Genomic DNA, 20,030 nt, shown 5'->3' with positions numbered 1-20,030 from the left:
GGCGATCAGGCCGTCTCGGCCTCGCCCTCGCCTTCCTCCTCACCCTCGATATGCTCCACCGAGACGACCTTCTCGGTCTTGTCGGTGTTGAACACGGTCACGCCCTGCGAGGCGCGGCCGACGATGCGGATGTCGTCCACCGGCACGCGGATCAGCTGACCGCCATTCGTGACCAGCATGATCTGGTCCGACGCCTCCACCGGGAACGACGCCACGAGGTGCCCGTTGCGGGCGTTCACCCGCATCGCCGTGATGCCCTTTCCGCCGCGCCCGGACGTCCGGTACTCGAAGGACGAGGACCGCTTGCCGTAGCCGCGCTCGGAAATCGTCAGCACGTATTGCTCGGCCCCGCCCATCTCGTTGTAGCGGTCCAGGGAGATCGCGGCGGCCTCGGCGCCCTCTTCCGGCTCCTCGTTGCCCTCCTCGATCTCGCCGGTCACGGCGCGGCGCATCTTCAGGTAGCCCGAACGCTCCTCGGGCGTCGCCTCGAAGGCGTTGAGGATCGTCATCGAGATCACCCGGTCGCCCTGCGCGAGGTTGATGCCGCGCACGCCGGTCGAGTCGCGGCCCTTGAACACGCGCACGTCCTCGACGGGGAAGCGGATGCACTGGCCGAGCGCCGTGGTCAGCAGCACGTTCTGGTCCGGCCGGCAGATCTCGACATGGACGATGTGATCGCCCTCATCGAGCTTCATCGCGATCTTGCCGTTGCGGTTCACCGTGGTGAAGTCCGACAGCTTGTTGCGCCGGACGTTGCCGCTCGCGGTGGCGAACATCACGTCCAGCGTCTCCCAGGAGGCCTCGTCCTCCGGCAGCGGCATGATCGTGGTGATGCGCTCCGACGTGTCCTGCAATTGCAGGATGTTCACGAGCGCCTTGCCCCGGGCGTTCGGCGCGGCCATCGGCAGACGCCACACCTTCTCCTTGTAGGCTTGGCCCTGGCTGGAGAAGAACAGCACCGGCGTGTGGGTGTTGGCGACGAACAGGCGGGTGACGAAATCCTCGTCGCGGGTCGCCATGCCGGAGCGGCCCTTGCCGCCCCGCCGCTGCGACCGGTAGGTCGAGAGCGGCACGCGCTTCACGTAGCCCGCATGGGACACGGTGACGACCATGTCCTCCCGCTGGATCAGGTCCTCGTCCTCGACGCTCGAATCGAAGTCGACGATCTCGGTCAGGCGCGGCGTGGCGAATTGCTCGCGGACCTCTGCCAGCTCGCTCTTCACGATGCCCTGGATCCGCGCCCGCGAGCGCAGGATGTCGAGGTAATCGGCGATCTCGTCGGCGAGCTTCTTCAATTCGTCCCCGACCTCGTCCCGGCCGAGGGCCGTGAGGCGCTGCAGGCGCAGATCGAGGATCGCGCGGGCCTGCAACTCGGAGAGGCGGTAGGTCCCATCTTCGGCGACGCGGTGACGCGGATCGTCCACCAGGGCGATGAGCGGGGCGATGTCGTGCGCCGGCCAGTCGCGGGCCATCAGCGCCTCGCGGGCCGAGTTCGGGTCCGGCGAGGTGCGGATCAGGCGGATCACCTCGTCGATGTTGGCGACCGCGATGGCGAGGCCGCACAGGACGTGGGCGCGCTCGCGGGCCTTGCCGAGGAGGAACTTGGTCCGGCGGGAGACGACCTCCTCGCGGAAGTCCACGAAGGCCTGGAGCAGGTCCTTCAGGTTCATCAACTCGGGGCGGCCGCCGTTGAGGGCGACCATGTTGCAGCCGAAGGAGCTCTGCAGCGGCGTGAAGCGGTAGAGCTGGTTCAGCACCACCTCGGCCATGGCGTCGCGCTTGATCTCGACCACGATGCGCATGCCGCTGCGGTCGGATTCGTCGCGCAGGTCCGAGATGCCCTCGACCCGCTTCTCCTTGACGAGTTCGGCGATCTTCTCGACCAGCGTCGCCTTGTTCACCTGATACGGGATCTCGGTGAAGATCAGCGCCTCGCGCTCCTTGCGAAGCTCCTCGACATGCGACTTGGCCCGCATGATCACCGAGCCGCGGCCGGTGGTGTAGGCCTGCCGGGTGCCGGCCCGGCCGAGGATCATGCCGCCGGTCGGGAAATCCGGCCCGGGGACGATCTGGTTCAGCTGCTCGATGGTCAGGTCCGGCTCGTCGATCAGGGCGATGCAGGCGTCGATCAACTCGCCGAGGTTGTGCGGCGGGATGTTGGTCGCCATGCCGACCGCGATGCCGCCCGCCCCGTTGACGAGGAGGTTCGGGAACCGCGCCGGGAGGACGAGGGGCTCCTCGCGGGACTCATCGTAGTTCGGCCCGAAGTCGACGGTGTTCTTGTCGATGTCGGTGAGCAGCGCGATGGCCGGCTTGGCCAGGCGCGATTCGGTGTAGCGCATGGCGGCCGGCGGATCGCCGTCCACCGAGCCGAAATTGCCCTGCCCGTCGATGAGCATGAGGCGCATCGAGAAGTCCTGGGCCATGCGGACCAGGGCGTCGTAGATCGATTGGTCGCCGTGCGGGTGATAGAGGCCGATCACGTCGCCGACGATGCGCGCCGACTTGACGTATTTGCGCTCCGGCAGGTGCCCCGACTCGAACGCCGAGTAGAGGATGCGCCGATGCACCGGCTTCAGCCCGTCCCGGGCGTCCGGCAGCGCGCGGCTCACGATCACGCTCATCGCGTAATCGAGGTAGGAGCGGCGCATCTCGTCGGTGATGGAAACGGGGCGGATGTCGCTGGCGGGCGGCGGGGCGCCCGTCGGATCGGTCTCGGCCAAGTTGTCTGTCCGTCTGTGTCCGGGCCTCAGGCAGCGTCCTGCCGGGGCCACGCGGGTCGCTGTGGAAGCGCAGAGATATCAGACGGTTGGTTAAGGGCTTTCGCGTGCGCGCGCAAGGCGCGCCCCGGCGTTTCGGCCGGGGCGCGACGGTGTCACTCAGTAGAAGAAGGCCGGGCCGCGGCGGTAGTAGCGCGGGCCGAAATGGCGACGGTAGCCGTAGTGGCGGCGATAGCCGTAATGGGGCCGGAAGCCGTAGTGGCGACGGTAGCCGTAGGGGCGGTAGCCGTAGTGGCGGCGGTAGCCGTAGTACTGGGTCTTTTCCACGGCGGCGGCCGGCGCGGTCTCGGCGGCAGCCATCGGCACGGGGAGCGGAGCGGCGCTCACCGGGGCGGCGGTCGGGCCGAAGAAGAAGGCGGCCAGCAGAATCAGGATCGGCCAGCGCGGCAGTCTCAAGGAGCGCATAATCTCGTCTTCCTCCCGGTCATCGCAGACGGCCCGCATGATTGCAGGTCCGTCCGCGAGAAACGGCGGGAGGCGCGAAACGGTTCGATCGTTCCCGCATAGCTTGTGTCGCAGACTGCGCAGACGGCTAACCGGAGGTGACTCGTGGCCCGCCGCGTCGCCGCACCCGCCCTTGCGGCGGCGGACTGAAATCCCATTATGCTCTCCCGTGACCGAAGTCCGTCGAGTCGAGCCCTCATGACCGCGTTGTCCGAACGTCTTCGCGCCCTGCTGCCGGGCCGCCTGCGCAACCGGCGCCCGCGCGTCGCGGTGGTCCGCCTCTCGGGGACGATCGGCGCGGTCTCGCCTTTCAGGCCGGGCCTCTCCATCGCCTCCGTGGCGGGAAGCCTGGAACGGGCCTTCACCCTGCCGGGGGTGAAGGCGGTGGCGCTGGTCATCAACTCGCCCGGCGGCTCGCCCGCCCAGTCGCACCTGATCCATCGGCGCATCCGGGCGCTCGCGGAGGAGAAGGGCCTGCCCGTCGTCGCCTTCGTAGAGGATGTCGCGGCCTCGGGCGGCTACATGATCGCCTGCGCCGCCGACGAGATCGTCGCGGACCCGACCTCCATCGTCGGCTCCATCGGTGTGGTCTCGGCGGGGTTCGGCTTCCCCGGCCTGCTGGACAAGCTGGGCATCGAGCGCCGGGTGCACACGATCGGCGAGGCGAAGGCGATGCTCGATCCGTTCCGGCCGGAGGATCCCGCCGACATCGAGCGGCTGAAGCGCATCCAGGCCGACGTGCAGGGCCTGTTCACCGAACTCGTCTCCTCCCGGCGCAAGGGCCTGCCGGCGGGGGAGAACCTGTTCACGGGGGCCGTCTGGACCGGGCGGCAGGCCCTGCCCCTCGGGCTGGTGGATTCCATCGGCGACCTGCGCGGCACGATGCGCGCCCGCTTCGGCGAGAAGGTCGATCTCGTGGTGGTCGCGGAGGCAAGGGGCGGCTTCTTCAGCCGCATCCTGCGCCGGGGGGCGCCGGGCGGGATCGGCGCGGCCGTCGCCGCCCTGCCCGGGGAGACCCTGGCCACCCTGGAGGAAAGGGCGGCCTTCGCGCGGTTCGGCCTCTAGTGCAGAGACGCACTCACTCCGTTCATGCGTCTCTGCACTAGCGTCTTGTTCTTGCATCAATTTTTCCAGACACGGCTGACGCCTTCGTCTGGATCGATGCACTAGTGCAGTGACGATGCACTAGGCCGCGACCTGGGCGAGGAACTGGCCGATCTCGCTTTCCAGTTCCGAGGCGACGCTGTCCACCGAGCCGGCGGCGGCCGTGACCGTCTCGGCCAGACGCGCCGAGCGCTGGGTCGCGTCGCTCACCACGCTCATGCCGTGGGCGATGGCGCCCGTGGCCTGGGCCGTCTCGGCGACGTTGCGCGAGATCTCGGCGGTGGCGTCGCCCTGGGCCGAGACGGCGACCGCGATGCCGGCGGTCGTGGCCTGGACGGCGCGCATCTGCTCGCCCATCCGGCCGATGGCGGCGACCGTCGTGCCGGTGGCGGCCTGGACCGCGCCGATCTGATCCGCGATCTCCTCCGTAGCGCGGGCGGTCTGCGCGGCCAGTTGCTTCACCTCGGCGGCGACGACGGAGAAGCCGCGCCCCGCCTCGCCGGCACGGGCCGCCTCGATCGTGGCGTTGAGGGCGAGCAGGTTGGTCTGCTCCGCGATGGTGCGGATGAGGCCGACCACGGTGCCGATCCGCGAGGCCGCCTCGGCGAGGCCGCCGATCTGCTGCTCCATGGCGGAGGATTCCCCCGCCGCCGACGAGACCAGGGTCTCGGCCTGCCCGAGCTGGCCGCCGATCTCGGCGATGGAGGCATGCAACTCCTCGGCGGCGCTTGCCACCGTCTGCACGCTCGATGAGGTTTCCTGCGAGGCCCGCGCCGTGCCGGCCACGGCCGCCTCGGCCTCTCCGGCGCGCAGGCGCATCTCCTCGGCGCGGCCGCGCATGTCGCCGGTGCTGGCGGTGAGCGTGCCCTTGAGGGCATCGACCCGGCCGCGGAAGGCGGCGATGGTCTGGTCGAGCATCATCCGGCGGCGGGCGGCCTTCTCCGCGTCGCTGCTCTGCAGGCCTTCGAGTTCGTGGGTCCGGCGCACGGCCTCGCGCAGGGTCTCCAGGGAGCGCGCCACGGCGCCGATCTCGTCGCCGCGCTGCGTGTGGCCGACCGGGCTGTCGGTGTCGCCCGCCGCCAGGGCCTCGATCCGGCTCGACATGGCGGCGAAGGGGCGGAACAGCCGCGAGGCGGCGATGCCCACCAGGGCGCAGGCGACGATGGCGATGATTAAGGCGGCGACGCTCAATTGGCGCATCGTTTCCGCGTGGGCGTCGTAATACGTCTCGATGGGCAGGCCGACGAAGAGGACGCCGTTCACCGTGCCGGCACCGTCGAAGACGGGCTGGTAGACGGTGAAGAAGCGGCGCCCGAACAGCACCGTCGATCCCTCGTAGGTCTTGCCGGCACGCAGGACGGCCTGGGCCGGGCTGTCGGCGGCGAGCGCCGTGCCGACCGCGCGGGAGCCGTCCTCCTTGCGGACCGTGGTCTGCCGGCGGACGAAGGCGTCCTTGCCCGCATCGTAGGAGAAGATCGTGGCGACGCCGCCGGTATAGGCAACCGCATCGTCCACCACGGAGGTGTCCGCGAAGCCCGCGAGGTCGGGCGAGGTCACGCGGGAGACGCGGGTGCCGTCGAGGTCCGTCTTCGCCCCCGGCAGGCGTCCGGCGAGGACGAGGGCCAGCGTCCGCAGGTTGCGCTCGCCGTTCATCCGCTGACGATCCTCCATCTGCGACCAGGTTTGGCGCGAGACCGATGCCCAGATCGCACCCGTCGTCAGAGTCACGGCGAGCATTGCGAGGACGATGACTTTGGCCGAGAGCGTGAGCGCTCGAGACTTGCGGCGGACAAATGATAGCATGACGAGTCCCCGGATATCGAGAACCCGTACTTCGCTTGCGCAAATCAACGTTCGATTAAAATCGACTGGATTCGATCACGCGAATGTCATCCCGTGCGCAATGTCACAGGAAATGTCGCAGTCAGCGCCGACCGCCGCGCCGCCGCGACACTTCCGCGAGGGCGGAGAGATCCTTCCCGCCGTCGCCGTGGCTCACCGCCTCGATCAGCCCGTCGCGGAGCACGCTGGCGAAGGGCATCGGCACGCCGGCCGCCTCCCCCGCCTGGAGCGCGAGGCGCACGTCCTTGGCGCCGAGGCGCAGGCCGAAGCCCGGCGGCTCGTAGCGGCGGGCGGCGATGGCCGCGCCGTAGTTCTTGTAGACCGGCGAGGCGAAGATCGTGTTCGTCATCAGGTCGAGGAACTCGGCTCCGGTGACGCCGTGGCCCTCGGTGAAGGCGCAGGCCTCGCCCATGGCTTCGATGGCCGCGATCAGCATGAAGTTGCCCGCGAGCTTCACGGCGTTGGCGCGCGTCGCCTCCTCGCCGTAGCGCCAGGTCTTCGCGCCCATCGCGTCGAGGATCGGCGCGGCGGCCTCGATCGCCGCGCCGGGGCCGGCGGCGACGATGTTGAGCTTGCCCGCCTCGGCCACGTCGGGCCGGCCGAAGACCGGCGCGGAGACGTAGGGGATGCCCGCCCGCCCGTGGATCGCGGTGAGCCGCTCGGCCAGGGCCACCGAGATCGTGCTCATGCCGAGATGGACGCCCGGCCGACCGGCGCCGTCGAGGAGCCCGCCCTGGACGAGCACCGATTCCAGCGCCGCGTCGTCGGCGAGCATGGTGATCACGGCATCGCCCCGGAACGCCTCCGCCGCGCTGGCGACGGCGGTCACGCCCGGAAGGCCCCGCGCCGCCTCCGGCGAGCGGTTCCAGGCGCGCACAGCGTGCCCCTGCTCCGCGAGGCGGGCCGCCATGCCACGGCCCATGCGCCCCATTCCGATGAACCCGACATCCATGTGCGTCTCCTTCAAAGATGGTCGCCCGGAGGGAAACCGTCCGGCGCCCGGAAAGTGCTGCGGCGCATTGGCCGCCCGTTCCGGCCCGTGGCAGAATCCGGCCATGAGCGATTCCCGCCGGAGCGGCCTTCTCACCGACATCCCCGGCATCACGGTCGGCCACGCCCAGGATCTGGCGGTGCGCAGCGGCGTCACCGCGATCCTGTTCGACCGGCCGGCGGTGGCCTCCGTCGATGTGCGCGGCGGCGGGCCGGGCACCCGCGAGACCGACCTGCTCGATCCCGAGCGCACGGTGGAGGCCATCGACGCGCTGGTCCTCTCGGGCGGGTCCGCGTTCGGCCTCGACGCCGCCGCCGGGGTGACGGGCTGGCTCGCAGAGCATGGACGGGGCTTTCCGGTCGGCGGGATGCGCGTGCCCATCGTGCCGGCGGCGATCCTGTTCGATCTCCTCAATGGCGGCGACAAGGGCTGGGGCGCCGATCCACCCTATCGCGACCTCGGCCGGCGAGCCGCCGAGGCGGCGGCGCGGGACTTCGCCCTCGGCTCGGTGGGGGCCGGCACGGGTGCGCGCACCGCCACCCTGAAGGGCGGCCTCGGCTCGGCTTCGGCGGCGGTGCCCGGCACGCCGTTCCGTGTCGGCGCGCTGGTGGCGGTGAACGCCTTCGGCAGCGCCGTGGCGGGGAACGGCCCGCATTTCTGGGCGGCGCCCTTCGAGGTAGGGGACGAGTTCGGCGGGCTCGGCCTGCCCGTGCCGGTGCCGGAGGAGGCCCATGCCTTCCCCGCCCGCGTCGCCGCCGGCTCCGCGACGACGCTGGCGGTCGTGGCGACCGACGCCCTCCTCACCAAGGCGCAGTGCCGCCGCCTCGCGGTGGCCGCGCAGGACGGCCTCGCCCGGGCCCTGGTGCCCGCCCATACGCCGCTGGACGGCGACCTCGTCTTCGCCGCCGCCACGGGGGAGCGGCCCCTCGCCGACCCCATCGCCGACACGGCCCGGCTCGGCCACGCGGCGGCGCGGGTGCTGGCGCGGGCCATCGCCATCGGCGTCCACGCGGCGACGAGCCTGACCGGCGTGACCCCGACGCCACCCGGCGAGGGGCGTTACGAGGGCTTGCCTCCCGCGTGGCGCGATCTCCACGGGCGTCCCTGAGACCGGAACGGACTGGCGAGCTTGACCGTTGCGTTTCGCTGCCCGGACCAGAGGGGCGGCCATGGGCGGACCCGCATCATGGGTTCCCGCCCCATAAGGGAGAAAAGACCCATGCGACTGTCCGGGATGATCCTGGCCGCTTCCGTGGCCCTGTTCGCGGGCGGTGCCGCTCAGGCGGCGCCCTTCGCCCCCACCCCCCTTTCCGACGGCGAGGCCTCCGTGGTGCTCGTGCGCGGCGGCTGCGGTTTCGGCGCCCATCGCGGCCCGATGGGCGGCTGCCGCCTGAACCGCGGCCCGCGCGGTGACATCCGCCGGGCGATCACCGGCGCCCCGCGCGGCTGCCCGCCCGGCCTCTACCGCACCCCGCGCGGCCTCTGCCGCCGCTAGCCGACACACCGGGCGCCCTGCACCGGGGCGCCCGGAACCGGTCAGACCGCGTCCTTGGCGTCCGCCAGCAACTCCGCGAGACCCTTGTCGACCTCGGCGCCGAGCAGGGCGCGTTCGGCGTCGGTCAGGTCCCTCGCCCAGGCTGGGCCGCCGAACCCTTCGGCGCAGCGGGCGCGCTCGGAGGCGATGAAGGCCTCCGTCTCCTCGGGGCGGGTGCGCATGGCCTGGACGAGGCCGAACCATGCGGCCCGCTCCACCACCGCGAGGCGCGCACGCAGGCGGATCGCCACCGCCTTGTCGGGATCGACCGTGTCGCTCATCTGTCCTTCTCCGCCAGTTGTTCGATGAGGCCCTGGATCCGCCCGGGGACGGTCTCGTTGGCCGAACGGGAATAGAGCACCCGCAATTGCCGGCCGATCTCCGCGAGGCTCAGCGAGCCCTTCGAGATCACCCGGTCGGCCTGGGCGCCGAGGCTCGCCTTCTCGGCGGGGGTGATCTCCTTCGCCGTCAGCACCACCACCGGTACGTCGCCGTCCGGCCGCGAGCGCAGGGCGCGCAGGAAGCCGAACCCGTCCATCTCCGGCATCATCAGGTCGAGGAGGATCAGGTTCGGCCGCGAGCGGTCGTAATGCTCCAGGGCGAGGCGCCCGTTGGCGGCCTCGTCCACGGTCCAGCCCTCGCGGGAGAGGGAGCGGCGCAGGCGCTCTCGGCCGTCCGCGTCGTCGTCCACCACCAGCACCCGCGCCTCGTTGGGCGCCTGGGGCCGGTAATGCTCCATCAGCCCCTTCAGCCGGTCCCAATCGATGGGTTTCACGAAGTAATCCGTGGCGCCGAGCGCCTGCCCGAGCCCCTGCTCGGCCACCACCGAGGTCATGATGACGGGGGTGCCGGCGAGGTCCGCGTCGTTGCGCACGGCATGGAGCACCGCCCAGCCGTCCATGCGCGGCATCTCAACGTCGAGGAGGATCGCCCGCGGCCTCAGCGCCCGCGCCAGGGTGAGGCCCGCGCGTCCGTCCGCGGCGGTGCGGACATGGAAGCCCTCCCGTTCGAGGAAGCGCTGGAGCAATTCCCGCGCGGCCGGGTCATCGTCCACGAGGAGCACGGTGTCGTGCTGCTCGTGCGCCTCCACGGCGGGCAGCTCTTCCGCCGGCTCGTCCTCCGTGACGAGGATGGAAGGCAGGCGCATGGTGAAGGTCGCGCCCTGGCCCGGCTGGCTCTCGACGCCGATCTCGCCGCCCATGGTGATGCAGAAGGCGCGGGTGATGGCGAGCCCGAGGCCGGTGCCGCCGAATTGCCGCGTGGTCGAATCGTCGGCCTGCACGAAGCGCTGGAACAGGCGGCCGATCTGCTCCTTTGTCAGGCCGATGCCGGTATCGGTCACCGCGAAGGAGAGCCAGTCGGCGCCGTCCTCCCGGTGGCGGCGCGCGGTGAGGGTGATCGTGCCGTTCTCGGTGAACTTCGCCGCGTTGCCGACGAGGTTCAGCAGGCACTGGCGGATCTTGGTCTGGTCCTGGTGCATGGCGCCGAGGTCCGGCCCGGCATCGAGGACGAAGCGGTTCGCCTTCTTCTCCACGAGGGAGCCGGTGGCGTCGGTCACGTCCTGCAGCAGGTCGGCGACCGTGAAGGTCTCGGCCGAGGCGGTGACGCGCCCGGCCTCGATCTTCGAGATGTCGAGGACGTCGTTGATCAGCGAGAGCAGGTGGCGCGCGGCCGACTCGATCTTGCGCAAGTCCGGCAGCAGCGCCGCCTGGCCGATATCCTCCAGTTCCTCGCCCAGCATCTCCGAATAGCCGATCACCGCCGAGAGCGGCGTGCGCAATTCGTGGCTCATGTTGGCGATGAACTGGCTCTTCGCCCGGTTCGCCGCCTCGGCGGCCTGCCGCGCCCGCTCGGCCTCGGCCTCGGCCTCCTTGCGGGCGGTGATGTCGGTATGGGTGCCGACCCATTCCCGCAGCGACCCGTCCGTGGCGAAGACCGGCACGCCGCGGGCCTCCATGTCCCGCCACACGCCGTCGTGCCGGAGCAGGCGGTGCGTCACCGCGTAGGGCACCCGCTCCTCGACGGAGCGCGCCCAGGCCTCGGCGATCTCCCCCCGGTCGTCGGGATGGACCGCGTCGATCCAGCCCCAGCCCTGGTAGCCTTCCTCGGTCTGGCCGGTATAGGCGCCCCAGCGCGGCTGCGGCGGCAGCAATTCGCCCTCCGCGTTGGTGTTCCAGATCACCGCCGCCGAGGCATCGACCAGCGCGCGGAACCGCTCCTCGGAATGGCGCAGCCGCTCCTCGGTGACGCGGCGGCGGGAGATGTCGGTGTTGGTGCCGTACCAGCGCAGGATCGTCCCGTCCGGCGCCCGGTGCGGCATCGCCTGGGACAGGAACCAGCGGTAATCGCCGTCGGCGCCCTTCAGGGGGAACGTGTCCTCCCACGGCACCCCCGCCTCGATGGACAGGCGGTAGCGCACCTCCACGGCGGCGATGTGGTCCGGGTGGTGGATGTTGCGCCAGCCCCACCCCTGCATCTCTTCGAGGGTGGTGCCCGTGTAATCGTACCAGCGGGCATTGTACCAGACGATGTGCCCGTCGGCCCTGGCGATCCAGGCGAGCTGCGGCAGGGCGTCCGCGAGGTTGCGGAAATCGTCGTCGGTGACGGCATCGCCGCCCGCTGGTTCGCTCATCGGTCCCGCCGGTGCTGGGTTGCGCAAGAGGTAGGGCGCGTGCCCGCGAAAGGTATCCGCGCGGCCTACGCGCGCAACGGAGCCGCCTTCACCTCGGCCCGCCGGCCGCGCAGGGCATCGACGGTGTAGAGGGCGAGCCCGAGCCAGATCAGCCCGAACATCGCCGCCCGGTGCGGCTCCACATGCTCGCCGAAGACCATCACGCTCAGGGCGAGCAGGCAAGTCGGGGCGACGTATTGCAGGAGGCCGAGCGTCGTCAGGCGCAGGCGCACGGCGGCGGCCGCGAACCAGATCAGCGGCAGCGCCGTGGTGAGGCCGGTGAGCAGGAGCAGGCCGAGCTTGTGCGGGTCGGCGGGCAGGAACGGCTCCGGCGTGAGCACCAGCCAGACGATGGCGATGGGCAGGAGGAGCAGCGTCTCGGCCAGGAAGCCGACGAGGGAATCCACCGCCACGATCTTCCGCACCAGCCCGTAGAGGGCGAAGGAGGTGGCGAGCGCCAGCGACATCAGCGGCAGGTCGCCCGCCCAGATCACCGCCACCAGCACCCCGGCCGCCGCGATGCCGATGGCGACCGCCTGCACCGGCCGCAGCCGCTCCCCGAGGATGAGCCGGCCGAGCGCCACGTTCATCAGCGGGTTGATGTAATAGCCGAGGCTCGCATCGAGCAGGTGCCCCCGGTCGATGGCGATGAGGTAGAGCAGCCAGTTCACGCCGATGAACAGCGCCGAGAGCACGAGGAGCCCGTGCTTGCGCGTCAGCGGGATCGGCAGCCGCAGGCGGTTGCGCCAGGCGAGCGCGAGGCACCCGGCGAAGACGGTCGACCACACGATGCGCTCGGCCAGGATGTACCAGGGGCTGAACCCGCCGAGCAGCCGGAAATGCAGCGGGACCACGAGGCCCCAGCTCAGATAGGCGGCGAGCGCGTAGACGAGGCCCACGGCGTTTCCCTCAACCCGGCTCGCGTTCCAGGAACCGGCTGGGCGTCTCTAACCGAGACGGGGCCGTGCCGTCAGGCGCCTGGATGCAAAGCTGCCATCCGGGTGTCACCCCGGCGGCGCTCCTCCGCCAGGATCCAGTCCCGGAAGCGGCGGATGCCGGGGGCGTCGTCGTCGCGGGCGCGCCAGCAGAGGAAGTGCAGGTCGCGCCGGATCCCCGTGCATCGGCCCTCGCCGAGCCGCACCAGGGCGCCGGAGGCGATCTCGTCCTCCGCGAAGCGCAGGGTTTCCAGGGCGACGCCCAGCCCCTGCACCGCCGCCGAGATGACGAGGGAGCCCCGGTCGAAGGCCGGGCCGCCCCGCGCTCTCGGCGGCGCGAGGCCGTTCTGCGCGAACCAGTCCGCCCAGCGCACGGGGCTGAACGAGGAGTCGAGCCAGGTCAGCCGGGCGATGGCGGCGGGCGAGAGGTCGGCGGCCTCGCGGGCGAGATCCGGCCGGCACAGGGCGGCGATCTCCTCCGGCCCCAGGGGCTCGACCCGCAGGCCCACCCCGCGCGGCGGCGCTCCGTAGGCGATCAGCACGTCGATCTCGGCGTGGCGCAGCATGTCCACGGGCTCGGCCCCGGAGGACAGCCGGATCGCGACGGCCGGGTTCGCCGCCACGAAGCCCGGCAGGCGGGGGCCGAGCCATTTCGTGGCGAAGCTCGGGGTGCAATGGACGGCGAGCGCCTGACCCGTGGCCGGCATCAGCTCCGCGCAGGCCGCCTCGATCCCGTCGAAGGCCCGCGACAGGCCGGCGAGGAGGCGTTCCCCGTCGGCGGTGAGGCTCGCCTGCCGGTTCTCCCGCCGGAACAGGGCCCGGCCGAACTGCCGTTCGAGCGCCCGCACCTGATGGCTGATCGCCGAGGGCGTGAGGCACAGTTCCTCGCTCGCCCGCGCGAAACTGCCGAGCCGCGCCGCCGCCTCGAAGGCGCGAAGCGCCGGAAAGCTCGGGATCCGCCGCATCGCCCAATCCGTGAATGAAATTCACCTGTCGGTGAAAAATCGTCGTTTGTCAAAGGGCGGCGAGAAGTAGAACAATAATTCCCATGCCGCGCAGACGGCAGACACACAACAAACGATCCTGGGAGGATAACAGCAATGGCGCAGGGGGTCGCAACTCTTGCCGGACCGGTCATCGACGAGGCGACGCGGGTCTACCGAAAGGTGACGTGGCGCCTCGTGCCGTTCCTGTTCGCGTGTTATGTCGCGGCCTATCTCGACCGCGTCAACGTCGGCTTCGCCAAGCTGCAGATGCTGAACGATCTTCAGTTCAGCGAGACCATCTACGGCCTCGGCGCGGGTATCTTCTTCATCGGCTACTTCCTGTTCGAAGTGCCGAGCAACATGATCCTGCATAAGGTCGGCGCGCGGGTGTGGATCGCCCGCGTGATGATCAGCTGGGCGATCATCTCGGCCGCGATGATGTTCGTGACGAGCCCGACCGTCTTCTACGTCCTGCGCTTCCTGCTCGGCGTGGCGGAAGCCGGCCTGTTCCCCGGCGTGATCCTGTACCTGACCTACTGGTACCCGTCCGAGCGCCGGGGCGGCATCATCGCCCTGTTCATGACCGGCATCCCGATCGCCGGCCTGATCGGTGGCCCGCTCTCGGGCTGGATCATGAACGTGTTCAACGGGATGCACGGGCTCGCCGGCTGGCAGTGGCTGTTCCTGATCGAGGCCCTGCCCTCGCTCGTCCTCGGCTTCTGCGTGCTCGCCTACCTCGACAACGGCATCGCCACGGCCAAGTGGCTCAGCGCCGACGAGAAGGCGCTGCTTCAGCGCAACATCGCCGCCGACGCCTCGACCGTGGCCGCGCATCGCTTTCGCGACGGCTTCACCAGCGGCTGGGTGTGGCTGCTGAGCGGGATCTATTTCTTCTTCATCATGGGCCTCTACGGCGTCGGCTTCTGGCTGCCGACCCTGATCAAGGGCGCGGGCGTCTCCGACCCCTTGCAGATCGGCCTGCTCACCATGCTCCCCTACGGTGCGGCGGCGGCGGCGATGATCGCGGTCGGCCGGATGTCGGACGCGGCCCGCGAGCGGCGCTGGCACATCGTGGTCCCCGGCCTCGTCGGCGCCACCGGCTGGCTGGTGAGCATCTGGTTCAGCCGGGACCTCGTCATCGCCGAGGCTGCGCTTACCGTCGCCACCATCGGCGTGCTCGTCACCCTCGCACAGTTCTGGTGCCTGCCGACCGCGGTGCTCGCCGGCGCGGCGGCGGCCACCGGGATCGCGGTGATCAATTCGGTCGGCAACCTTGCGGGCTTCGTCAGCCCCTACCTGATCGGCTGGATCATCGACGCGACGAAGTCGACGAGCCTCGGTGTCTACACCCTGGCCGCCTGCCTCGTGATCGGCAGCGTGCTCGCGCTCACCATGCCCAAGCGCCTCGTCAACCGCTGACGGCGCGTCACCCCCCCTCGACCCCTCACCCTCACCGAAAGGATACGCCATGCTCGACGAACACGACCATCACGACAGCGTCGCCATCGATCTGCCGAACGACGATTCCGGTCGCAAGCGGACCTCGATCTATCAGCCCGAGCAGGCCGGCCTGATCTTCCCGGAGATGCCGGACTTCGCCAACCACGCCGAGGAGCGCGAGTACCGGAAGAAGCACCTTGTCGCCGCCTGCCGCGCCTTCGCGGTGCACGGCTTCGATTACGGCTTCGCCGGACACCTGACGATCCGCGATCCGGAGCGTCCGGAGCTGTACTGGACCAACCCGATGTGCGTTCACTTCTCGCAGGTGAACCTGTCGAACCTCATCCTCGCCGACCATAACGGCCGGGTGGTCGAGGGCCGCTACGCGATCAACCGGGCCGGCTTCGTGCTGCACGCCGCCGTGCACGAGGAGTATCCCGAGGTGATGGCGATGTGCCACGCGCACACCACCTACGGCACCGCGTGGTGCGCCACGGGCCGTCCGCTGGACATGATCAGCCAAGATGCCGCCGCCTTCTACAACAGCCACGCGGTGATCGGCGCCTCCGCCGGCGCGGTGGCGGTGGAGAAGGGCAGCGGGATGTCGGTGGCCCAGCAGATCGGCCGCAACCGCGGCGTGCTGCACCAGAACCACGGCCTGCTGACCTGCTCGCAGCACAGCATCGACGACGCGGCCTTCTGGTTCATCGCCCTGGAGCGCGCCTGTAAACAACAGCTGATGGTCGAGGCCACCGGCATCACGCCGCAGCTGCTCTCCGAGAAGACCGCCCGCTACAGCCGCGAGCATGTCGGCAGCGACTATATCGGCTGGCTCCACTTCCAGACGATCTACAACCACATCGCGGCGACGCAGCCCGATATGTTCGCCTGATCGCTCCTTCGCCGGCCCGCTTCCTCAGGACAGCGGGCCGGATTTGGCGAGAGCGGCCGCGAGCAGAGGATGGCGCGGGGACGCGAACGGGTTGGCGACGGTGACGCCGCCCCACCGGAAGCCGTCCTGAAGATCCTCCGTGAGGAGCAGCCGGCATCCGGCCTGGGATGAGGCCGCGAGGATCACCGCGTCCCAGATCGCGAGGCGATGCTCGGTGGCAAGGTCGGCCGCTGCGGCGAGGGTCTCGGCTGTCGTCGGGAGGGTCGTATAAGTGTCGAGCCACCCGAGGACGGTGGCTCGAGCCTCATCTCGCGTCCATTTTCCCTTGCGAACAAGCACGTTATACAGTTCGCCAAGAACTTGCAGAGGAACTACCGAAGCATTCCGAGGTATCTCACTCAACAATTCGAGCGCGATATCCCGCTTCGGATCATCGTCGCCGCCCTCGGCATAAACGAGAAAGTTGGTGTCGAGGGCGATTTTCACTGCTCGTCCTCGTACAACTCTTCACGGGTCCAGGGCTCGACTTTCCGGATCGGCTGATTTCTCAGGCGCTCGAGCAAAGCCTCCTTCTTGGCGTCGCGCGCGGCGTCCTCCCGTTCGGCGGGGACGATGCGCGCGACGGGGCGCCCGTGGTTGGTCACGACGTAGCTGTGACCGTCGCGCACGCCGCGCAGGATCTCGGAGAATCCACGGTTGGCCTCCGCCGCCGATATGGTCTTCTCCATGGGCAACCCCAATCTAGTGAGATTGCCTACATTAAGCGCCGTGCGGCACCCCCGCAAGACTCACGGCGCCACCCAGCCCCCCTCCCAATCGGACCCGTCCCGGCACCACGCCGCGCGGCGGTGGCCCCTTCGGTCGAGGTAGAGGAAGTCGAGGCGCTGCGCCTGCACCACCACCGCACAGAAATGCCGACGGCCCGCAATGGCCGCAATGGCTTCGTCGGGGAGGGTATAGGCGTTGCCGGCGGTCAGCGCCGTGCCGGGGGGCGGCTCGGCGGCGTAGCAGACCCGGCTCATCGCCCGGGAGCCGGCCCAGGCCGCCTCGGCCAGTGCGTCGTCCGTGTGCAGGATCGCCCGGCCCTCGATGCGGATCTGGATCTTCGCCGCGCCATCGTAGACGGCAAGCGCGCAGGCCGGGTTCTCGGCCAGCTCGAACGCCTTGTCCGAGCGGCGGTCGCAGTGGAACCGCAGGGTCCCGGCGGCGGCATCCGCCTCGCGCAGCACCACCGTGCGCAGGCGAGGCCCCTCCCCCGCCACGGTCGCGAGGGTCGGCAGGTGGAAGCCGCTGCGCCCGTGCGCGGCCCCGTCCGCCAGGAGCCGCCAGAGCTCCGACAGGGTGGCGTCGAGGTCGTCGTAGAAGGCCGGCAGCGGGCTCATGCCGCCGCGCCGCGCTTGCGCTGCCGCTCCCGGAAGATCAGCGCGAGGTTGCGGACATAGATGCCCGTCGAGAGCCCCTGGCCGATGATGATCACCGGCTCCTTGCGCACGAAGCCGTAGACCAGGGTCATCAGCCCCCCGGCGATCGAGAGGAACCAGAAGGAGAGCGGCATCACGCTCTTCCCCGCCCGCTCGCTGGCGATCCATTGCAGGATGAAGCGGGAGCCGAAGATCAGCTGGGCCAGGATGCCGAACACGAGCCAGAAATCGAAGCGCGTGACGAACACGTCGTAGAAGTAGTCCGGCAGGTCGTGCGCGAGTTGAATCAGCATCCGACGTCTTCGTCCCTCGTGGCATCCGCCTCCCGCGCCGCCGTCTCGACGGCGCGCGGCGTGGCGCGCTTGCGCCGGATGAGCCACCACACCCCGGCGAGATCGAGGAGCCCGACCCAGAGGCGGTCGAACAGCCCGTAATTCGAGATGCCGGTAAGGCGCGGCCGGTCGATCACGTCCCGGTGGACGACCGTGTAGCCCTCGCGGGCGACGAGGGCCGGCATGAAGCGGTGGAGCGCATCGAAATAGGGCAGGCGCAGGTAGACGTGCCGCCGGAACAGCTTCAGCCCGCAGCCGGTGTCGCGGGTGGAATCCTTGAGGATCCGCCCGCGCACCCCGTTGGCGATGCGCGACTGGATCATCTTGAAGCGCCCGTCCTTGCGGCCGCGCCGCTGGCCCTGCGCGAGGCCGGCGCCCTCCCCGGCCTGTTCCAGGGCCTCCAGCAGCGCCGGGATGAAGGCGGGGTCGTTCTGGCCGTCGCCGTCGAGGGTGGCGACGATGGCGCCGCGCGCGGCCAGCACGCCGCTACGCACCGCCGCCGACTGGCCGGCGCTGGCCTGATGCCGCAGCACCCGCAGCCAGGGGCGGCCGGCGCGGGCGGCCTCCAGGGCGGCGGGGGTGGCGTCGGTCGAGCCGTCATCGACGTAGATCACCTCGAAGGGCAGGCCGGCGCAGGCCTGCTCGATCTCCGCGACCAGCGGGGCGATGTTGCCGGCCTCGTTCTTGACGGGGACGACGACGGTGAGGCGGGGGGCGTCCGGGGACATCATGGGGTTGCCGCATAGGCCGTCACGAACACGCGGCGGCCGGTGTTGAGGTTGAAGCCCTCGACCACGCCGACCGGCGGCGGAGCGGGGCGGCCCACGGGCCAGGCGAAGTTGAACGCATCGCGCTCCCTGCCCTCCACGAAGAGCAGCCGGCAGCCGCCCCCCTGCAGGAAGGCCTTGGCCGCGTCGGCGTCGGGCAGGAGGTCGAGGTCGGTTCCGGTGAGGAAGACGAGGCTCGGTTCACGGTAGCCGAGGCTCGCGACCAGCGGGTCGCGGCAGGGCAGCGTGTCCTTCAGGGCGGCGAGGCGCGGCGAGACCTTCAGCGCCGGCAATTGCCGCTGCGCCAAGCCGAGCACCCCCGGCCCGAGCAGGCAGGAGGCGAGGATCGCGAGGCCGAAGGCCCGCTCCGGTAGGGCGCGGGCGAAGGCGAGCCAGCTCGCCCCGGCCACGAGGCAGGCGGCGCCGAGCACCGGCAGGGCGAACCAGGGGATCGCGTGGTTGTCGAGCTTCCAGCCGGTGGCGCAGAGGCCGAGGGTCAGCCCAATCGGGATCGCCGGCACCAGCAGGGCCACCGCCCGCGCGCCCCGGCGGCGCGGCGTGACCTCGCCCCGCCCCAGGGCGATCACCGTCAGCACGGCGATCCAGGGCATCAGCGGCAGGACGTAATGCGGCAGCTTCGTCGGCACCGCCTCGAAGACGAGCCACGCCGGCAGCACCGTCGCGATCAGGAAGGCGATGGCGTCGTCCCGGCGCTCGCGCCACGCCAGCGGCAGGCTCATGGCGGCGAAGGCGGCGCCCGGCCAGAAGGTGGCGAAGAAGGCGAGGCTGTAGGCGCCGGGCGGGCCCCAATGCCGCTCGGCCGCGCCGCCGACCTTGCCGAGCATGTCCTTGCCGACCGCCTCGGCATAGAAGGCGCCGCCGCTCTTGAGGGTGATCGCCACGAACCACGGGGCGACGATCAGCGCCGTCAGCGCGAGACCGGCCCAGGGGCGCAGGGGTTTCAGCCACCCGCCCGAGCGCGCCTTCCACGACAGGAACAGCGCCGGCAGCGCCACGAACAGGGGCACCATCGGCCCCTTCACGAGGATCCCGACGGCGATGCCGAGCCAGAAGGCGAGGAAGACCGGGAAGGTCGAGACGCTCGATCCGTCCCTCCCCCTCATCCTGAGGTGCTGCGGAGCAGCCTCGAAGGAGGGCTCCAGGAATCGCGGAGGGCTCTGGATGCCTCCTTCGAGGCCCGCTGACGCGGGCGCCTCAGGATGAGGGGTGCGGGTGGGAAGGTTCGCAACGGGCGAGTGTCCGGGATCGCGGCCGGCCCGCCGCAGCCACACCCGCGCCAGCGCCCCGAGGCTCGCGGTGGCGCAGGCGGCCAGCAGCGCGTCGGTCTTGGCGAGATGCGCCTCGGCGTTCAGCATCAGGCAGGCGCCGTAGAGGGCGGCGGCGAGGAGCGCGCTCCGGCGGGGCAGGAAGGCCAGCGCCCCCCAATAGGCGAGCAGCACCGAGCCCAGCGCCCCGAGGAGCGAGGGGAGACGGTAGAGGGCGATCTGGGTGCGAGCGTGCGGCACGCCGAGCGCCTCGCCCGCCGCGACGGCGGCGGCCTGCGCCCAGTAGATGCCGACCGGCTTCTTGTTGCGGGCCTCGTCCTGGAAGCGGATCGCCACGAAGTCGCCGGTCTCCAGCATCTGCTTGGAGGCCTGGGCGAAGCGCGGCTCGTCGCGGTCCATCGGCTGCAGGGAGATCTGCCCCGGCAGGAACAGGAGCAGGCACAGCAGGGCGAGGCCAGCGCAGGCGCGGGCATGGCTGTCGGACAGCCGGTCGAGCAGGACGATGCGGCCTTCGCGCAGAGTACCGGGCGGGGCGTCGCCGTCGCGCGGGAGCGCGCCGGCTGAGAGGCGTGTGGTCATAAGCTCCGGGTCGCGGCTCTCCGGTC

Annotated in this window: 19 protein-coding genes; 5 read left to right on the top strand and 14 right to left on the bottom strand. The window is 70.6% G+C overall.

The window, feature by feature from the left end:
* Positions 1–5 precede the first annotated feature (5 nt).
* Together gyrA and ACXJ1Y_RS02895 are read right to left on the bottom strand one after the other, a co-directional pair.
* The gene (gene gyrA / locus ACXJ1Y_RS02900; RefSeq protein WP_463848676.1) at positions 6–2,723 is read right to left on the bottom strand and encodes a DNA gyrase subunit A; all 2,718 of its coding nucleotides are present in this window, start codon (positions 2,721–2,723) and stop codon (positions 6–8) included.
* A 156-nt stretch (positions 2,724–2,879) separates the two neighbouring features.
* On the bottom strand, positions 2,880–3,185 hold the full coding sequence (locus tag ACXJ1Y_RS02895; RefSeq protein ID WP_463848675.1) for a hypothetical protein: 306 nt from the start codon (positions 3,183–3,185) through the stop codon (positions 2,880–2,882).
* A gap of 237 nt (positions 3,186–3,422) precedes the next feature.
* On the opposite strand from ACXJ1Y_RS02895, the gene ACXJ1Y_RS02890 reads away from it, so the two are divergent.
* Complete coding sequence (locus ACXJ1Y_RS02890) at positions 3,423–4,289, top strand: S49 family peptidase (protein WP_463848674.1); 867 nt, start codon at positions 3,423–3,425, stop codon at positions 4,287–4,289.
* 120 nt (positions 4,290–4,409) lie between these two features.
* Here ACXJ1Y_RS02890 and ACXJ1Y_RS02885 read toward each other — a convergent pair whose 3' ends face one another.
* Both ACXJ1Y_RS02885 and ACXJ1Y_RS02880 read right to left on the bottom strand, forming a co-directional pair.
* Positions 4,410–6,131 (bottom strand): methyl-accepting chemotaxis protein, encoded by a 1,722-nt coding sequence (locus ACXJ1Y_RS02885; protein WP_463848673.1) that lies wholly within the window; start codon positions 6,129–6,131, stop codon positions 4,410–4,412.
* Positions 6,132–6,252: 121 nt separating this feature from the next.
* Positions 6,253–7,122, bottom strand: a complete 870-nt coding sequence (locus ACXJ1Y_RS02880) for an NAD(P)-dependent oxidoreductase (RefSeq protein WP_463848672.1) — start codon at positions 7,120–7,122, stop codon at positions 6,253–6,255.
* A gap of 103 nt (positions 7,123–7,225) precedes the next feature.
* Here ACXJ1Y_RS02880 and ACXJ1Y_RS02875 point away from each other — a divergent pair, with 103 nt between their 5' ends.
* Positions 7,226–8,269: a P1 family peptidase gene (locus tag ACXJ1Y_RS02875; RefSeq protein WP_463848671.1), complete on the top strand. Its 1,044-nt coding sequence runs from the start codon at positions 7,226–7,228 to the stop codon at positions 8,267–8,269.
* Positions 8,270–8,380: 111 nt separating this feature from the next.
* Positions 8,381–8,656, top strand: a complete 276-nt coding sequence (locus tag ACXJ1Y_RS02870) for a GCG_CRPN prefix-to-repeats domain-containing protein (RefSeq protein ID WP_463848670.1) — start codon at positions 8,381–8,383, stop codon at positions 8,654–8,656.
* A 41-nt stretch (positions 8,657–8,697) separates the two neighbouring features.
* Here ACXJ1Y_RS02870 and ACXJ1Y_RS02865 read toward each other — a convergent pair whose 3' ends face one another.
* The 4 genes from ACXJ1Y_RS02865 to ACXJ1Y_RS02850 form a co-directional block, all read right to left on the bottom strand.
* Positions 8,698–8,976, bottom strand: a complete 279-nt coding sequence (locus tag ACXJ1Y_RS02865) for a hypothetical protein (protein WP_463848669.1) — start codon at positions 8,974–8,976, stop codon at positions 8,698–8,700.
* Positions 8,973–11,327 (bottom strand): response regulator, encoded by a 2,355-nt coding sequence (locus tag ACXJ1Y_RS02860; protein ID WP_463848668.1) that lies wholly within the window; start codon positions 11,325–11,327, stop codon positions 8,973–8,975. The genes ACXJ1Y_RS02865 and ACXJ1Y_RS02860 overlap by 4 nt, the downstream gene beginning before the upstream one ends.
* A 65-nt stretch (positions 11,328–11,392) precedes the next feature.
* Positions 11,393–12,265 (bottom strand): EamA family transporter RarD, encoded by an 873-nt coding sequence (gene rarD, locus ACXJ1Y_RS02855; RefSeq protein WP_463848667.1) that lies wholly within the window; start codon positions 12,263–12,265, stop codon positions 11,393–11,395.
* 71 nt (positions 12,266–12,336) lie between these two features.
* Positions 12,337–13,266, bottom strand: a complete 930-nt coding sequence (locus tag ACXJ1Y_RS02850) for a LysR substrate-binding domain-containing protein (protein ID WP_463848666.1) — start codon at positions 13,264–13,266, stop codon at positions 12,337–12,339.
* Positions 13,267–13,401: 135 nt separating this feature from the next.
* On the opposite strand from ACXJ1Y_RS02850, the gene ACXJ1Y_RS02845 reads away from it, so the two are divergent.
* Entirely contained in the window at positions 13,402–14,706 is a 1,305-nt protein-coding gene (locus tag ACXJ1Y_RS02845) for an MFS transporter (protein WP_463848665.1), read from the top strand.
* A gap of 49 nt (positions 14,707–14,755) precedes the next feature.
* Positions 14,756–15,619, top strand: coding sequence for a class II aldolase/adducin family protein (locus tag ACXJ1Y_RS02840; RefSeq protein ID WP_463848664.1), 864 nt, complete (start codon positions 14,756–14,758; stop codon positions 15,617–15,619).
* A gap of 24 nt (positions 15,620–15,643) precedes the next feature.
* On the opposite strand, the gene ACXJ1Y_RS02835 is transcribed toward ACXJ1Y_RS02840, so the two are convergent.
* Genes ACXJ1Y_RS02835 through ACXJ1Y_RS02810 form a run of 6 tightly spaced genes read right to left on the bottom strand, consistent with a single transcriptional unit; the run spans position 15,644 to position 20,004 of the window.
* The gene (locus tag ACXJ1Y_RS02835; RefSeq protein ID WP_463848663.1) at positions 15,644–16,105 is read right to left on the bottom strand and encodes a PIN domain-containing protein; all 462 of its coding nucleotides are present in this window, start codon (positions 16,103–16,105) and stop codon (positions 15,644–15,646) included.
* Positions 16,102–16,347, bottom strand: coding sequence for a type II toxin-antitoxin system Phd/YefM family antitoxin (locus ACXJ1Y_RS02830; protein WP_463848662.1), 246 nt, complete (start codon positions 16,345–16,347; stop codon positions 16,102–16,104). Before ACXJ1Y_RS02830 ends, ACXJ1Y_RS02835 begins: the two co-directional genes overlap by 4 nt.
* A gap of 60 nt (positions 16,348–16,407) precedes the next feature.
* On the bottom strand, positions 16,408–17,001 hold the full coding sequence (locus ACXJ1Y_RS02825) for a pyridoxamine 5'-phosphate oxidase family protein (protein WP_463848661.1): 594 nt from the start codon (positions 16,999–17,001) through the stop codon (positions 16,408–16,410).
* Positions 16,998–17,333, bottom strand: coding sequence for a lipid-A-disaccharide synthase N-terminal domain-containing protein (locus ACXJ1Y_RS02820; RefSeq protein WP_342163725.1), 336 nt, complete (start codon positions 17,331–17,333; stop codon positions 16,998–17,000). The genes ACXJ1Y_RS02825 and ACXJ1Y_RS02820 overlap by 4 nt, the downstream gene beginning before the upstream one ends.
* Positions 17,327–18,103, bottom strand: a complete 777-nt coding sequence (locus ACXJ1Y_RS02815; RefSeq protein WP_463848660.1) for a glycosyltransferase family 2 protein — start codon at positions 18,101–18,103, stop codon at positions 17,327–17,329. The genes ACXJ1Y_RS02820 and ACXJ1Y_RS02815 overlap by 7 nt, the downstream gene beginning before the upstream one ends.
* Complete coding sequence (locus ACXJ1Y_RS02810) at positions 18,100–20,004, bottom strand: ArnT family glycosyltransferase (RefSeq protein WP_463848659.1); 1,905 nt, start codon at positions 20,002–20,004, stop codon at positions 18,100–18,102. The genes ACXJ1Y_RS02815 and ACXJ1Y_RS02810 overlap by 4 nt, the downstream gene beginning before the upstream one ends.
* Positions 20,005–20,030: the final 26 nt, after the last annotated feature.

Source organism: Methylobacterium sp. TK26 (genome assembly GCF_055361565.1).
The sequence above is the reverse complement of the archived record's forward strand: the minus strand, read 5'-3'. Positions and strand labels throughout refer to the sequence as shown.